The organism is Pseudoroseomonas cervicalis, assembly GCF_030818485.1.
In the GTDB taxonomy this organism is placed as follows: Bacteria; Pseudomonadota; Alphaproteobacteria; order Acetobacterales; family Acetobacteraceae; genus Pseudoroseomonas; species Pseudoroseomonas cervicalis_A.
Genome location: NZ_JAUTAJ010000004.1, coordinates 1,799,317 through 1,813,859, shown reverse-complemented (window position 1 = coordinate 1,813,859; position 14,543 = coordinate 1,799,317). Strand labels below are relative to the sequence as shown.

The 14,543-nt window shown below is 71.9% G+C and carries 11 protein-coding genes; 7 read left to right on the top strand and 4 right to left on the bottom strand.

Features of this window, described 5'->3' with window-relative positions:
* Positions 1–154: 154 nt before the first annotated feature.
* Positions 155–1,120 (top strand): methylenetetrahydrofolate reductase, encoded by a 966-nt coding sequence (gene metF, locus QE401_RS12320; RefSeq protein WP_307138489.1) that lies wholly within the window; start codon positions 155–157, stop codon positions 1,118–1,120.
* Positions 1,121–1,236: 116 nt separating this feature from the next.
* Here metF and QE401_RS12315 read toward each other — a convergent pair whose 3' ends face one another.
* On the bottom strand, positions 1,237–2,052 hold the full coding sequence (locus tag QE401_RS12315) for a hypothetical protein (protein ID WP_307138488.1): 816 nt from the start codon (positions 2,050–2,052) through the stop codon (positions 1,237–1,239).
* Between the two features lie 183 nt (positions 2,053–2,235).
* Between QE401_RS12315 and QE401_RS12310 the strand changes: the two genes are divergently transcribed.
* The 3 genes from QE401_RS12310 to QE401_RS12300 are packed head-to-tail and all read left to right on the top strand — an operon-like array spanning position 2,236 to position 5,896.
* A complete protein-coding gene (locus QE401_RS12310) occupies positions 2,236–2,748 on the top strand; it encodes a pentapeptide repeat-containing protein (RefSeq protein ID WP_307138487.1) in 513 nt (170 codons plus the stop codon).
* A gap of 8 nt (positions 2,749–2,756) precedes the next feature.
* Positions 2,757–4,982 (top strand): ATP-dependent helicase, encoded by a 2,226-nt coding sequence (locus QE401_RS12305; protein WP_307138486.1) that lies wholly within the window; start codon positions 2,757–2,759, stop codon positions 4,980–4,982.
* The gene (locus tag QE401_RS12300) at positions 4,982–5,896 is read left to right on the top strand and encodes a 50S ribosomal protein L11 methyltransferase (protein ID WP_007004023.1); all 915 of its coding nucleotides are present in this window, start codon (positions 4,982–4,984) and stop codon (positions 5,894–5,896) included. The genes QE401_RS12305 and QE401_RS12300 overlap by 1 nt, the downstream gene beginning before the upstream one ends.
* A 359-nt stretch (positions 5,897–6,255) precedes the next feature.
* Here the strand turns inward: QE401_RS12300 and QE401_RS12295 are convergent, their stop codons facing one another.
* Complete coding sequence (locus QE401_RS12295) at positions 6,256–6,594, bottom strand: DUF1127 domain-containing protein (protein WP_307138485.1); 339 nt, start codon at positions 6,592–6,594, stop codon at positions 6,256–6,258.
* 191 nt (positions 6,595–6,785) lie between these two features.
* Between QE401_RS12295 and QE401_RS12290 the strand changes: the two genes are divergently transcribed.
* A complete protein-coding gene (locus QE401_RS12290) occupies positions 6,786–8,570 on the top strand; it encodes an aminopeptidase P family protein (RefSeq protein ID WP_307138484.1) in 1,785 nt (594 codons plus the stop codon).
* Positions 8,571–8,575: 5 nt separating this feature from the next.
* A complete protein-coding gene (locus tag QE401_RS12285; protein ID WP_307138483.1) occupies positions 8,576–9,388 on the top strand; it encodes a hypothetical protein in 813 nt (270 codons plus the stop codon).
* Here the strand turns inward: QE401_RS12285 and ligA are convergent.
* Positions 9,321–11,546 carry an NAD-dependent DNA ligase LigA gene (gene ligA, locus QE401_RS12280; RefSeq protein WP_307138482.1) on the bottom strand — a complete coding sequence of 742 codons (2,226 nt, stop codon included), beginning with the start codon at positions 11,544–11,546 and terminating at the stop codon, positions 9,321–9,323. The genes QE401_RS12285 and ligA overlap by 68 nt on opposite strands.
* A gap of 196 nt (positions 11,547–11,742) precedes the next feature.
* Between ligA and QE401_RS12275 the strand changes: the two genes are divergently transcribed.
* Entirely contained in the window at positions 11,743–12,834 is a 1,092-nt protein-coding gene (locus QE401_RS12275) for a TRAP transporter substrate-binding protein (protein ID WP_307138481.1), read from the top strand.
* A 36-nt stretch (positions 12,835–12,870) separates the two neighbouring features.
* On the opposite strand, the gene recN is transcribed toward QE401_RS12275, so the two are convergent.
* Positions 12,871–14,541 carry a DNA repair protein RecN gene (recN, locus tag QE401_RS12270; RefSeq protein WP_307138480.1) on the bottom strand — a complete coding sequence of 557 codons (1,671 nt, stop codon included), beginning with the start codon at positions 14,539–14,541 and terminating at the stop codon, positions 12,871–12,873.
* Positions 14,542–14,543: the final 2 nt, after the last annotated feature.

Below are 14,543 nucleotides of genomic sequence, written 5' to 3'. Positions count from 1 at the left end.
TGTTGGGGGACGGGGGCAGGCGGAGCGGCTTACATACATGCTGGGATGAATGTATGGAACAGCCAAAGGTCAAGCTGGGCAGAACAACGCTGCGTGCGCAGGGCAGATGCGCAGCCCCGTTCATTTCTGCAACGCCGTGCAGTAAGGGTAGCGCATGAACCACCTCGCCGACCACGCCGCCTCGACCGCCCGGGCTTCGGACAGCCTGGGCACGCTGCATCGCTGGCTGACGGGCCCGCGCGTGGCCGGGTTGCCGGTGCCGAGCGAACAGCCCGCCCCGGCCCTGTCCTTCGAGTTCTTCCCGCCGCGGACCGAGGCGCTGGAGCAGCAGCTCTGGTCCTGCATCCGGCGGCTGGAGCCGCTGGCGCCGCGCTTCGTCTCCGTCACCTATGGCGCCGGCGGCACGACGCAGGAGCGCACCCACGCCACGGTGGCGCGGCTGGTGGCCGAGACCAGCCTGACGCCGGCGGCCCACCTGACCTGCGTCGGCGCCAGCCGCGCTGAGGTGGATGAGGTGGCGCGCCGCTACTGGGAGGCCGGGGTGCGCCATATCGTGGCGCTGCGCGGCGACGCGCCGGCGGGCGAGGCGGGCTACACCCCGCATCCAGAGGGCTATGCCTATGCCGCCGACCTGGTGGCCGGGCTGAAGCGCATCGGTGATTTCGAGATCTCGGTCGCGGCCTATCCGGAGACGCACCCGACCGCCGTCTCGGCCGAGCAGGACCTCGACAATCTGAAGCGCAAGATCGATGCCGGGGCGACCCGGGCCATCACACAGTATTTCTTCGACACCGAGCTGTATCTGCGATTCCTCGACCGCTGCCTGGCCGCCGGCATCACCGTGCCGATCGTGCCCGGCATCCTGCCGGTGTCGAATTTCACCCAGGTGAAGAAATTCTCCGCCATGTGCGGCGCCTCGGTCCCCGCCTGGATGGGCAAGCTGTTCGAGGGGCTGGAGGAGGATGCCGACACCCGCCGCATGGTCGCCGCCGCCCTCGCCGCCGAGCAGGTGCGGCTGCTGCAGGCCAATGGCGTGGACGAGTTCCATTTCTACACGCTGAACCGGGCCGATCTGAGCTACGCCATCGCGCATATCCTGGGCGCGCGGCCGAAAGCATAAAATCTTCTTTTTCTGAAGAAAAAGAAGTTTTCTTTCAGTTTGGCGTCCCGCCTCAGGCCCTAGGCGGGACGCCAACTGAAAAAAGTTTTTTGGTTCTTTTTTTCAAAAAAGAACCCTTAATTTATCTTCTGATAAAAACTCTTCAGCAGAAACGGGCTGAGGAACAGCGGAAACTGGCACAGCGCGAAGAACAGCAGGATTCGCGCATCCGTGCTGGCCGGCAGCACCGCCAGATAGAGCGCCATGTTCCGGTTGCCCGAAAGCAGCCCGGCCGAGAGCGCCACGCGCTTGCCCGCCGGCCACAGCGCCAGCGCCGTCAGCGCGTTCAGCGCGAAGCTGCCGGCGAAGGCCAGGGCGATGCCGCCGAGCACGAAGCTCGGCTCGGCCAGCAGCCGCGCCAGCACCCCGTCCATCACCCCGAATCCGTAGAGCACCACCAGCAGCACCACCGCCCCGTCCACGGCGCGGCCCCAGCGCTGCAGCCGCGCCGGCCCGGCGAGCCGGCGGATGACGAGGGAGAGCAGCAGCGGCAGCCCCACCACCAGCGCCAGCCGCGCCATCAGCGCGGTGACCGAGAGCGACAGGTCGATGCCGAGCAGGCCGAGCGCCAGCGGCGGCGCGGTGAAGGGCACCAGCAGGGTGGAGAGGAGGGAGGCGACCAGCGCGATCTCCCCATCCAGCCCGACCAGCCGGGCGAAGGCAGGGGAGGAGGTGGCGGCGCAGCCGGTGGCCATGATGACCAGGGCGGCGCCGAGCGGCCCGTCCAGCCCGGTGGCGGCGACCACCGCCCAGACCAGCAGCGGGCAGGCCAGCAGCAGCCAGGCCAGCAGGGCGGCGACCAGCGCCGGGCGCCGCAGATAGGAGAGCACCTGGGCGGGGTCGACCCGCAGCAGCACCAGCGTCATCAGCAGGGCGACCGTGGGCGTGACCACGTCGCGCAGGGCGGCGGCCAGGGGCGGGATGAACAGCCCGGCGAAAATGCCCAGCGCCAGCAGCAGGCCGCCCTGGCGCGCGCTGGCCTCCAGCAGGCGGATCGGCAGGCTCAGGATGGACGAATCCCCCTCTCCCGGCGGCCAGCGGTTGGCCGCGTTCGCTCCTCGTTCTATATCCAGGGGGTGCGCGCGCCAATCCTCCTTCCGGTTCTCCTTGCCCTGACCCTGGGTCCCGTCCTCTGGCCGGCCGCCTCGGCGCTGGCCGGCTGCGCCGACCCGCCCGCGCCCGCGGTGGATTGGCGGCGCTGCCTGCTGGATGGCCGGGATCTCTCCGGCGCCGATCTGTCCGGCGCCGTGCTGCGCGAGACCAGCTTCGCGCGCGGCCGGCTGACCGGGGCGCGGCTGGCGGGGGTGGAGGCGCCGGGGGCGCGCTTCACCTCGGCCGAGGCCAGCGAGGCCGATTTCACTGGCGCGGTGCTGCGCGGCGCGGAATTCACCCGTGCCACGCTGCGCGGCGCCCGGCTGGTGCGGGCCGATCTGCGCGGTGCCCGTTTCTTCCGCGCCGACCTGACCGGGGCCGAGCTGACCGGCGCCCGGCTGGACGGCGCGGATCTGTCCACCGCCACCCTGGACGGCGCGCTCTGGGTGGATGGGGAGACGCGCTGCGCCGCCGGTTCCGTGGGGGCCTGCCAATGACCTATGAGATGAGCGGGCCGCGCGGCCTCGACCCGGCCGATGACTACCTGGCCCGGCTGAACCCCGAGCAGCGCGCGGCGGTGGAGACGGTGGACGGCCCGCTGCTGGTGCTGGCCGGCGCCGGCACCGGCAAGACGCGGGTGCTGACCACCCGCTTCGCGCATATCCTGATGACGCGCCGCGCCTTCCCCAACCAGGTGCTGGCCGTCACCTTCACCAACAAGGCGGCGCGCGAGATGCGCGAGCGCGTCTCGGCCATTCTGGGCCATCCGGCGGAGGGGCTGTGGCTCGGCACCTTCCACGCGCTCTGCGCCCGCATGCTGCGCCGGCATGCCGAGCTGGTGGGCCTGACCAGCAATTTCTCCATCCTCGACACCGACGACCAGATGCGCCTGCTGAAGCAGGTGATGGAGGCGTCGGGCGTCGACATGAAGCGCTGGCCGCCCCAGGCGCTGATGGGCATCATCCAGCGCTGGAAGGATCGCGGGCTGACGCCGGCCCGCATCACCGCGGCCGAGGATTCGGATTTCGCCAACAACCGCGCCCGCAGCCTCTACGCCGCCTATCAGGAACGGCTGAAGCAGCTCAACGCCACCGATTTCGGCGACCTGATGCTGCATGTGGTGGAGGTGCTGCGCGGCCATCCGGACGTGCTGGCGCAGTACCACCGCAATTTCCGCTACATCCTGGTCGACGAGTACCAGGACACCAACACGGTCCAGTATCTCTGGCTGCGGCTGCTGGCGCAGCGCCCGAACCCAGCTGAAAGAAATATCTGCTGCGTCGGCGACGATGACCAGTCGATCTATTCCTGGCGCGGCGCCGAGATCGAGAACATCCTTCGGTTCGAGAAGGATTTTCCCGGCGCCACCATCGTCCGGCTGGAATCCAACTACCGCTCCACCGCGCCGATCCTCGCCGCCGCCTCCGGGCTGATCGCCAAGAATTCCGGCCGCCTCGGCAAGACGCTGCGCCCCGGGCGCAAGGATTCAGCCGGCGAGAAGGTGCGGGTGGTCTCGCTCTGGGATTCGGAGGAGGAGGCCCGCATGGTGGGCTCCCGCATCGAGGCGGCGCGGCGCGACGGGCAGAGCCTGGCCGAGATCGCCATCCTGGTGCGCGCCGGCTTCCAGACCCGCGCCTTCGAGGAGCGGCTGATCACGCTCGGCATCCCCTACCGTGTCGTTGGCGGCCAGAAATTCTATGAGCGCGCCGAGATCCGCGACGCCATGGCCTATCTGCGCGTGGTCAACCAGCCGGCCGACGACCTCGCCTTCGAGCGCATCGTCAACACGCCGAAGCGCGGCCTGGGCGACACCGCCATCCGCCAGCTGCACGAGGCGGCGCGGGAGCAGGGCGTGCCGCTGGTGGCGGCGGCCGGCGGCATGGTGGCCAGCGGCGGCATGCGCCCCAAGCCGCGCCAGGCGCTGCACGAGCTGCTGGAGGGCTTCGCCCGCTGGCGCGAGATGCTGTCGCGCGAGGGCCATGTGGTGGTGGCGGCGACGCTGCTCGACGAATCCGGCTACACCGAGATGTGGAAGCAGGACAAATCGCCCGAGGCGCCGGGCCGGCTCGACAACCTGAAGGAGCTGCTGCGCGCCATGGCGGAGTTCGAGAGCCTGGCCGGCTTCCTCGAACATGTCGCGCTGGTGATGGAGAATGACGAGCAGTCGGATGACGGCAAGGTCAGCCTGATGACGCTGCACGCCGCCAAGGGGCTGGAATTCGACATGGTCTTCCTGCCCGGCTGGGAGGAAGGCCTGTTCCCGCACCAGCGCGCGCTGGATGAGGGGGGCGAGAAGGGGCTCGAGGAGGAGCGGCGCCTCGCCTATGTCGGCATCACCCGGGCGCGGAAATACTGCACCATCAGCCACGCCGCCAACCGGCGCATCTATGCCAACTGGACCAGCGCCATCCCGTCGCGCTTCCTGGAGGAGCTGCCGCCGGACCAGGTGACGGTGGAGGGCGGCCAGCGCCGCCAGCCCATGGCGGCGATGCCCTCCGCCTTCTCCGGCCAGTTCCCGCTGATCGCCCGCAAGCCGCGGGTGATCGAGGCCGGCTCGTGGGAAGTGTCGGAACGCCCCGCGAAAACCGCGCCGATTCCGGTCGGGACTCGGGTGTTCCACCAGAAATTCGGCTATGGCCGCGTGCTGGACGCGGAAGACAACAAGCTCGACGTCGATTTCGAAAAGGCGGGGCGGAAGCGCGTTCTGGACAGTTTCGTGGAAAAGGCCTGATGAACCGCCGCCATCCCCAGTTGCTCGAGACCCTGACGATCGATGGCCTGCCCGAGCATGCCGTGCCCGCCTTCGAGGCGGCGATGCAGATCGTCTGCCCCACCGTCGGCTATTTCAAGGACGACCCGACCGACACCTGGGGGCTGGAGGCGGTGCGCGAGATCGGCGCCGGGGATGAGGAGCTGCTGCCGGCGCTGATCCTGGCCGCCGCCCTGTCGGGCATCGAGCCGCCGGAGCTGAAGCGCGCGCCGGTCGAGGCCGATGGCTGGCTGGCCCGCACCGTGCAGGCCTTCCCCGAGCAGGAGATCGGCGCCAGCGTGCTGATCCGCCCGACCCACCTGCCGAACCCGACCACCTATGGCAAGATCGTGCTGCGGCTGGATGCGGGGCTGGCCTTCGGCTCGGGCGAGCATGGTTCGACCCGCGGCTGCCTGATCGGCTTCGAGGGCATGGCGCATCGCCGGCCGAAGCGCATCCTCGACCTCGGCACCGGCTCGGGCATCCTGGCCATGGCGGCGGCGAAGCGGCTGCACCGCAAGGTGCTGGCCACCGATATCGAGCCCTGGTCGGTGCGCGTGGCGCAGGACAACGCCAACATGAACGGGCTGCGCAACCAGTTCCGGGCGAAGCTGGCGGATGGCTGGAAGCACCGCAGCGTGCGCGCCGGCACCTATGACCTGGTCTTCGCCAACATCCTGGCGCGGCCGCTCTGCGCCATGTCCAAGGCGCTGTCGGACCATCTGGCGCCGGGCGGCACCGCCATCCTGGCCGGGTTGCTGGGCACCCAGGTGCGCATGGTGCTGGCGGCGCATCGCCGCGCCGGCATGGTGCTGGAACGCCGCATCGACCAGGGCCACTGGTCCGCCCTCGTCCTCCGCAAACCTTTTTTTCGGGCTGCCGCCGTCTCCCGGTAAAGCGGGCCTCGGCATGGGGTTGGCGCGGCCCGGCACTGTGTGCGGGTTGCGCCTGTCTCTCCGGCACGGCACCGGGCGGCCCGCAACCCCGGGCCGAAGCGTCCCGTGGCCGTGCAGCGCCTCCCGTCCCGGCCCTGACCGGCAGCCGAAAGAAAAACCCCGCATCCGGGGGAGATGCGGGGTTTCTCAAAGTCCGGATCGGCGCCGGGGGGGGGGGAGGAAGCGCCGGTCCGGTGTAGTCTCTCTGCTGGTCAAAACACGCGCGCGCGCGAGGGGTTTCCGGCCGGATGCGTTTTTTTCCGAGGTGCGGCCTGTCTGCCGCAGCCTCGGCCGTATCCGGGCCGGTCGCGCCCTGGTGCTCAGGCCGCCTGGGGACGGCCCTGGGCGGGGGCGTTGGCGGCCTGGCGGGCCTTCTGCTCGAAATCACCCTCGAAGACGCGGGGGATGTCGGTGCGGGACAGGCCGATATCGGCCAGCTCGCGGTCGGTCAGCATGGCCAGCTCGTCATAGACCCGGCGGCGGCGCGGGTAGTCGATGATGGCGCGGAAGGCGGAGGTGACGGCCTTGCGGATCCACTGGCCGATCGCCTCATCCCGGGCGCGCATCGCTTCCAGGGCGACGGTGCGGGCTGCGTCCAGGGTCTGGGCAGCGCTGGGGATGGCGGAGTCGAACTCCGGCTTGGTGATGCGGGCGTCCATTGTCTAGCGTTCCATTGTCGCGCCGGGGTGGTCCGCGGGACTGGCTCCTGCCGTCGACCGCCCGCCCCTGGTGCGGTGACGGAGGTGTAATCTTGTGCGGGTGCGAACAGGAGCGTTGCTCTTACAGCTGAGCTATGCGCTTCTTGCATTGAAACCTGTGGAAACATGTTCTTAACGGGACGCTGATCGAAGTGACACAAACCGACAGCCGGGCCGCGCGCCTGGCGGCTTTGCGCGCCGAACTGGCCCGGGCCGGGGTGGATGGTTTCCTGATCCCGCGCGGCGACGAGTATCTGGGCGAATATGTGCCGCCGAGCGGCGAGCGCCTGGCCTGGATCAGCGGCTTCACCGGCAGCGCCGGCATGGCCATCGTGCTGGCCGACCGCGCCGCGCTGTTCACCGATGGCCGCTACACCACCCAGGCCGCGGCGCAGACCGACCCGGCGCTGTGGGAGCTGCGCCACCTGGTCGAGCAGCCGCCGCAGGACTGGCTGGCCGAGCACGCCGCCGGCCTGCGCATCGGCTACGACCCCTGGCTGCACCCGCAGGCGGCGGTGGAGCGGCTGGGCGCCGGCACCAGCCTGGTGCCGCTGGCGGCCAACCCGCTGGACGCGGTGTGGACCGACCGCCCGGCGCCGCCCGCCGCCCCGGCCGTGCCGCACCCGGCCGAGTATGCCGGCCGCGACTCGGCCGGGAAGCGCGAGGAAGCCGCCGCCACCCTGCGCGCCGCCGGCGAGGCGGCGGCGGTGCTGGCCGACCCGCATTCGCTGGCCTGGCTGCTCAACCTGCGCGGCGGCGATCTGGAGCATACCCCGCTGCCGCTGGGCTTCGCGCTGCTGCGCGACGATGCCTCGGTCGACCTGTTCATGGACCCGGCCAAGCTGTCGGAGGCGACGCGCGCGCATCTGGGCAACAGCGTCGCCACCCATCCGCCCGCCGCGCTGGCCGGGGTGCTGCAGGGGCTGGCCGGGCAGGCGGTGCGGCTGGATCCGGACATCACGCCGATCTGGTTCGGCGCCACGCTGGGCGCCGCCGGTGCCATCGTGAAGCCGGGCGAGGATCCGTGCCGCCTGCCGCGCGCCTGCAAGAACCCGGTGGAGCAGCAGGGCGCCCGCGCCGCGCATCGGCGCGACGCGCTGGCCCTGTCCCGCTTCCTGGCCTGGTTCGCCGGCGCCGCGCCGCGCGGGGCCGAGACGGAGATGAGCGCCGCCGCCAGGCTGCTCGGCTTCCGCCGCGACCTGCCGCTGTTCCGGGCGGAGAGCTTCCCGGCCATTTCCGGGGCCGGGGAGAATGGCGCCGTCATCCATTACCGCGCGACGGACGCCACCAACCGCCCGATCCGCGCCGATGAATGCTATCTGATCGACAGTGGCGGGCAGTTCCTGGACGGCACAACCGATGTCACCCGCACCCTGTGGACCGGCCCCGGCGCGCCGCCCGCGGCGCTGCGGCAGCGCTACACCCGCGTGCTGCAGGGGCATGTCGCCCTGGCCCGGCTGCGCTTCCCGCGCGGCGTGGCGGGGGCGCATATCGACGCCATCGCCCGCGCGCCGCTGTGGCAGGCCGGGCTCGACTATGACCATGGCACCGGCCATGGCATCGGCAGTTTTCTCTCGGTGCATGAGGGGCCGGTCAGCATCAGCCGGGCGGCGAAGCCGATCGCCATCCAGCCGGGCATGATCCTGTCCGACGAGCCGGGCTACTACCTGCCCGGCGCCTATGGCATCCGCATCGAGAATCTCCTCCTCGTGCAGGAGGCGCCGAGCCAGCCCGACCAGCAGAAGAAATTCCTGGAGTTCGAGACGCTGACGCTGGCCCCCTATGAGCGGCGGCTGATCGACCTCTCCCTGCTGTCCCCGGCGGAGCGGGGCTGGATCGATGCCTATCACGCCCGGGTCCTGGCCGAGATCGGCCCGGAGCTGGAGCCGGAGACCGCCTCCTGGCTGCGCGCCGCCTGCGCGCCGCTGGAGGGCTGAGGCGGATGCCGGCAGCCCTGCGCGGGCAGCGCGTGCTGCTGGCCTATGGGCTGCTGGGGGAGGGCATGGTGCGGCTCGGCCTCGACTACATGGCGGGGCAGCTGCGCTGGCTGCGCGACCAGGGGGCGGAGGCCGGGGTGGTGGCGCTGCCCACCACCGCGCGCGTGGCCGAGAATGCCGCGCGCCTGGCCGCCGCGCTGCGGGCGGAGGCGCGGCCGGCGCTGCTGGTGGCGCACAGCAAGGGCGGGCTGGAAGCCCTGGCCGCCCTGCTGGACCCGGAGGTGTCGCGCCATTGCCGCGGGCTGCTGACGCTGCAATCGCCCTTCTACGGCTCGCCGGTGGCGGATGCGGTGCTGGCGCGGCCCTGGCTGCATCGCGGCCTGGCGGCGCTGGTGCGGCTGGCCGGGCTGGGCGCGGGGGAGGGGCTGGAAGATCTCTCCACCGCCGCCCGGCATGGCTGGATGCAGGAGCATGCCGCGCCCATCGCGGCGCTGACGGCGCGGCTGCCGGTGCTCAGCATCGCCTCCGCCATCGGCGAGGAGGCGGTGGGCCCGGACCGCCGCTATCTGGCGCTGGCCCGCTGGATGGAAAGCGAGGGCCAGGGCCCGAATGACGGGCTGGTCTCCGTCGCCTCGGCCCTGCTGCCCGGGGCGCGGCATCGTGTGCTGTGCGCCGGGCATCGCGGCCTGGTCTCGGCCGGGCGCGGCCGCGACCCGTTGGGCGTGCTCGACCGGGCCCTGGCCGAGCTGCTCAGCCCGGATTCTCTTCCGGTGGCCCGGCCGGAGCGGCCTCCGCGGCCGGACCGGCGTCCTGCATAGGCGGCAGCCCGGCCATCTCGCGCCAGGCGGCCTCGGTCAGGGTGGTGACGCCGAGCTCGGCCGCCTTCTTCGCCTTGGAGCCGGCATCGGCGCCGACCACGACGAAATCGGTCTTCTTCGATACGCTCTTGGTCACCTTGGCGCCCAGCCGGTCGGCGATCGCCTCCGCCTCGTCGCGCGAGCTGTGCTGCAGCGTGCCGGTGAAGACCAGCACCTTGCCGGCGAAGGGGCTGCCGCTGTCGCCCAGCCGCTCCGCCTCCTGCGGCGTCACCTCGCTGGCCAGGTCGTCCAGCGCGGCCAGATTGCGCTTCTCGGCGAAGAATTCGGCGAGCTCCGTGGCGATGGCGGGGCCGATGCCCTGGATCGAGCCCAGCTCCTCCCGCGCCTCGGAGCCGATGGTGGTGGCGGCCAGCATCTTGGCGCGCCACTCGGCCAGGGAATGGTAGTGACGCGCCAGCAGCTTGGCGTTCTGCGCGCCGATGCGGCGGATGCCGAGGGCGAAGATGAAGCGCTCCAGCGGCGGGTTGCGCCGCGCCTCGATCGCCGCCAGCAGGTTGTCGACCTTCTTCGAGGTCTTCGCGCCCTTGCCCCAGCCCTCCCAGCCGCGCATCCGCTCCGCGTGCCGGTGCAGGCGGAAGATGTCGGCGGGGCTCTTCACCAGGCCCTCCTCGTGCAGCCGAAGAATGTTCTCCTCGCCCAGCCCCTCGATATCCATCGCGGTGCGGCCGACGAAATGCTTCAGCCGCTCCACCGTCTGGGCCGGGCAGATCAGCCCGCCGGTGCAGCGCCGCACCACCTCGCCCTCCGGCCGCACGGCATGGCTGCCGCAGGCCGGGCAGGTGGTGGGCAGGGTGAAGGGCACCGTTCCCTCGGGCCGCTTCTCCGGCACGATGCCGACGATCTGCGGGATGACGTCCCCGGCCCGCTGCAGGATGACGGTGTCGCCGATGCGCACATCCTTGCGGGCGATCTCGTCCTCATTGTGCAGGGTCGCGTGCTGCACCATGACGCCGCCGACATTGACCGGCTGCATCACCGCGCGCGGCGTCAGCGCGCCGGTCCGCCCGACCTGGATCTGGATGTCGAGCAGCCGCGTGGTGGCCTGCTCGGCCGGGAATTTCCAGGCGATGGCCCAGCGCGGCGCGCGGCCGACAAAGCCCAGCCGCGCCTGCCAGTCCAGCCGGTCCAGCTTGTAGACGACGCCGTCGATGTCATAGGCGAGGCCGGCGCGCTGCGCCCCCATCTCGGCCTGGAAGGCCTCCGCCGCATGCTCGTCCGGCAGCAGGCGGGAGAGCGGGTTGACGTCGAAGCCCCATGTCTTGAGCCGTTCCAGATAGTCCCAATGCGTCTCGGCCACCGGCGCGCTGGATTCGCCCTGGGCATAGGCGAAGAGCCGCAGCGGGCGGTGGCGGGTGATCTCCGGGTCCAGCTGCCGCAGGCTGCCGGCGGCGGCGTTGCGCGGATTGGCGGGGATGCGGATCTCGGGCCCGACCTTCTCGCCGCGCTCGCGGCGCTGCTCGCGCTCCTCCGCCAGCCGCGCCTGCTCGTCGCGGAAGGCCAGGAAATCCGCCTTGGTCATGAAGACCTCGCCGCGGATTTCGATCTGGTCGGGGAAGGGGGCCTTCAGCCGGCGCGGCAGGATCTCCTCGGAAAAAGTCTCGAGGTTGCGGGTGATGTCCTCGCCCTCGGTGCCGTCGCCGCGCGTCGCGCCGCGCACGAACACCCCCTTCTCATAGGTCAAATTGACCGAGAGCCCGTCGATCTTGGGCTCGGCCACGAAGCGCAGCACCTCGGCCTCCTCCAGCCGCAGGAAGCGGCGGATGGTCCTGGTGAATTCCAGGAAGTCGCCGGGGGCGAAGGCATTGTCCAGGCTGAGCATCGGCGTGCCGTGCCGCGCCTTGGCGAAGCCGGCCGCCGGCGCCGCGCCGGGGGCGGCGTCGCTCGGGCTGTCCGCCCGCTTCAGCGCCGGGAACCGCGCCTCGATCGCCGCGTTGCGGCGGCGCAGCGCGTCATATTCGGCGTCCGTGATGACCGGCGCGTCCTGCTGGTGATAGGCGAGGTCGGCCTCGGCGATGGCGCGGGCCAGTTCGGCCAGTTCCTCGGCCGCCTGGGCCTCGGTCAGGGCATCGACGGGGAGGGAGCGGAGCGGGGCGGTCATGGCCCTCTGCTAACGCGCGACGCGGCGCCGGGGAAGCGGTCGCGGGGGCGAAAACCCGCCGGCGGCGGCCGGCGGAGGGCAGGGCGGGCGCCGGCATGGCTGCGCCGCAATCTTGTGTTGCCTGCGCCCCTGTTCAGGCGCGTTCCGTTGTGATCCATGCAGCGCCAACGCAAGATTCAGAAATCAGGAAAGCCTCATGCTGCGTCGCGCCCTGTTCCGCCAGACCGGCCTCGCCGCCGCCGGCACCGCCGGCCTGGCCATGCCGGCCATCGCCCAGTCCAGCCCCGCGCTGCGCTGGCGGATGACCTCCTCCTATCCGAAGTCGCTGGAGACCATCTACGGCACCGGCGAGGTCTTCGCCCGCATCGTCGCCGAGCTGACCGACAACCAGTTCCAGATCCGCGTCTTCGGCGCGGGCGAGATCACGCCGCCGCTGCAGGCGCTGGATGCGGTGCAGGGCGGCAATGTCGAATGCGCCCACACCACCAGCTTCTTCTACACCGGCAAGAACGAGGCCTTCGCCATCGCCACCGGCCTGCCCTTCGGGCTGAACACGCGGCAGCAGGAGGCCTGGCTGTACCAGGGCGGCGGGGTCGAGCTGCTGAACGCCTTCTTCGCCAAGTTCAACGTCTTCGGCCTGCCGCTGGGCTCGACCGGCGCGCAGATGGGCGGCTGGTTCCGCAAGGAGGTGCCGATGGCGGCGGACCTCAAGGGGCTGAAGATGCGCATCGGCGGCCTGGCCGGCACGGTGCTGGAGCGGCTGGGCGGCGTGCCGCAGCAGCTGGCCGGCGGCGACATCTACCCGGCGCTGGAGCGCGGCACGATCGACGCCGTGGAGTGGCTCGGCCCGGTGGATGACGAGAAGCTGGGCTTCGTCCGCGTCGCCCCCTTCTACTACTACCCCGCCTGGTGGGAGGGCGCGGCCAACACCCAGTTCTTCTGCAATCTCGACCAGTACAACGCCCTGCCGAAGCACTACCAGGCGGCGATCCGCTCGGCCTGCTCGGAAGCGACCAAGTGGATGGTGGCGCGCTACGACACCCACCACCCGGAGGCGCTGCGCCGGCTGGTGGCGCAGGGCGCCAAGCTGCGCCCCTTCTCGCGCGACATGCTGGATGCCTGCGCCCGTACCTGGGAAGGGCTGGAGCGCGAGATCGTCGCCCGCAACCCGGATTTCGCCACCATCCACGCCAGCTGGAGCAAGGGCCGCGACGAGATGCGGCTGTGGCACCGCATTTCCGAGCTGACCTTCGACAGCTACGCGGCGCAGCTCTCGGCGCGCCGCTGAGGCGCTGCGGGGCGGCCGGGGCGACCCGGCCGCGCCTCAGTGCAGCAGGGAATCGGCGGCGGCGCGGGCCGCCTCGGTGATGGTCTCGCCGGCCAGCATGCGGGCGATCTCCTCGCGCCGCGCCTCGGCCGAGAGCGCCTCCACGCGGGTCTCGGCGCGGTCCGCCCGCACCCCCTTGGAGACGCGCCAATGCTGCGCGCCGCGCGCGGCCACCTGCGGCGAATGCGTCACCACCAGCACCTGCAGCCGCTCGGCGACGCGGGCCAGGCGGTCGCCGACCGCGGCGGCGGTGGCGCCGCCGACGCCACTGTCCACTTCGTCAAAGACCAGGGTCGGCACCGGCGAGCCGCGGGCGAGCACCACCTTCAGCGCCAGCATCAGCCGCGACAGCTCGCCGCCCGAGGCGATTTTTTCCAGTTGCCCCGGCTTCTGGCCGGGATTGGTGGAGACCAGGAAGGTGACGCGGTCCTGGCCATCGGCGGCCCAGGCGCGCTCCTCGCGCGCGGCGATCTCGATATGCAGCCGGGCGCGGTCCAGCTTCAGCGGCACCAGCTCGGCCGCCACCGCCTTCTCCAGCCGCCGGGCGGCCCCGGCGCGGGCGGCGGAGAGGCCCTCGGCCTCCTTCTGGTAGGCCTGGCGGGCGGTGGCGGCGGCGGCCTCCAGCGCGGCGGCGCGCTCCGCCCCGGCATCCAGCGCGGCCAGGCGGTCGGACAGGTCGCGCAGCAGCCCGGGCAGCTCGACCACGGCGACGGCATGCTTGCGGGCGGCGGCGCGCAGCGCGAAGAGGCGCTCCTCCACCTGCTCCAGCCGGCGCGGATCGGGGCCCAGCTCGCCGGTCAGGCGTTCCAGCAGCCCCTCGGCCTCGGCCAGCGCGTCCTGCGCCTGGCCGAGCGCGGCCAGGATCGGCGCGGCCTCCTCATTCGGCGGCGGCAGCCGCTCCAGCGCGCGGGCGGCGTTGCGCAGGGCGGCGGAGGGGGCGGTGCCGCCGCGCCGGTCGCGCGGCTGCAGCTCGGACAGCGCCGAGGCCACGGCCTCGGCCCGGCGCTCGCCCTGCTGCATGCCCTGGCGCTCGGCGGCCAGCGCCTCCTCCTCGCCCTCCTCGGGGGAGAGGGAAGAGAGCTCGTCGACGGCGTGGCGCAGCCACTCCTCGTCGCGCTGCGCCTGGGCGATGGCGGCCTGCGCGTCCTTCAGCGCCCGCTCGGCGGCGCGCCAGGCGCGGTAGGTGTCGGCGACGCGGTTGCGCTGCGCCTCCAGCCCGCCAAAGGCGTCCAGCAGCCCGGCATGGCTGGCCGGGTCGGCCAGCCCCACCTGGTCGTGCTGGCCCTGCACCTCGACCAGCAGCGCGCCCAGGCGGCGCAGCAGGGCGACGCCCACCGGCTCGTCATTGGCGAAGGCGCGGGAGCGGCCATCGGCCTGCACCACGCGGCGCAGCACCAGCTCATCCTCCACCTCGATGCCCTGCTCGGCCAGCAGGTCGTTGGCGGGGTGGCCGGGGGGCAGGTGGAAACAGGCGGTGACCGAGGCCTGGGCCTGGCCGGCCCGCACCATGCCGGCCTCCGCCCGCTGGCCGAGGGCGAGGCCGAGGCTGTCCAGCAGAATGGATTTGCCGGCGCCGGTCTCGCCCGTCAGCACGGTGAGGCCGGCACCGAGGGCGAGGTCCAGCCGCTCGATCAGCACGACGTCGCGGATGGCCAGCGAGGTCAGCATGC

Excerpts from the sequence above, each read along its gene's own strand:
- QE401_RS12275 (WP_307138481.1), top strand. The coding sequence starts at position 11,743 with ATGCTGCGTCGCGCCCTGTTCCGCCAGACCGGCCTCGCCGCCGCCGGC.
- metF (WP_307138489.1), top strand. The coding sequence starts at position 155 with ATGAACCACCTCGCCGACCACGCCGCCTCGACCGCCCGGGCTTCGGAC.
- QE401_RS12300 (WP_007004023.1), top strand. The coding sequence starts at position 4,982 with ATGAACCGCCGCCATCCCCAGTTGCTCGAGACCCTGACGATCGATGGC.
- QE401_RS12305 (WP_307138486.1), top strand. The coding sequence starts at position 2,757 with ATGAGCGGGCCGCGCGGCCTCGACCCGGCCGATGACTACCTGGCCCGG.
- QE401_RS12285 (WP_307138483.1), top strand. The coding sequence starts at position 8,576 with ATGCCGGCAGCCCTGCGCGGGCAGCGCGTGCTGCTGGCCTATGGGCTG.
- QE401_RS12295 (WP_307138485.1), bottom strand. The coding sequence starts at position 6,594 with ATGGACGCCCGCATCACCAAGCCGGAGTTCGACTCCGCCATCCCCAGC.
- recN (WP_307138480.1), bottom strand. The coding sequence starts at position 14,541 with ATGCTGACCTCGCTGGCCATCCGCGACGTCGTGCTGATCGAGCGGCTG.
- ligA (WP_307138482.1), bottom strand. The coding sequence starts at position 11,546 with ATGACCGCCCCGCTCCGCTCCCTCCCCGTCGATGCCCTGACCGAGGCC.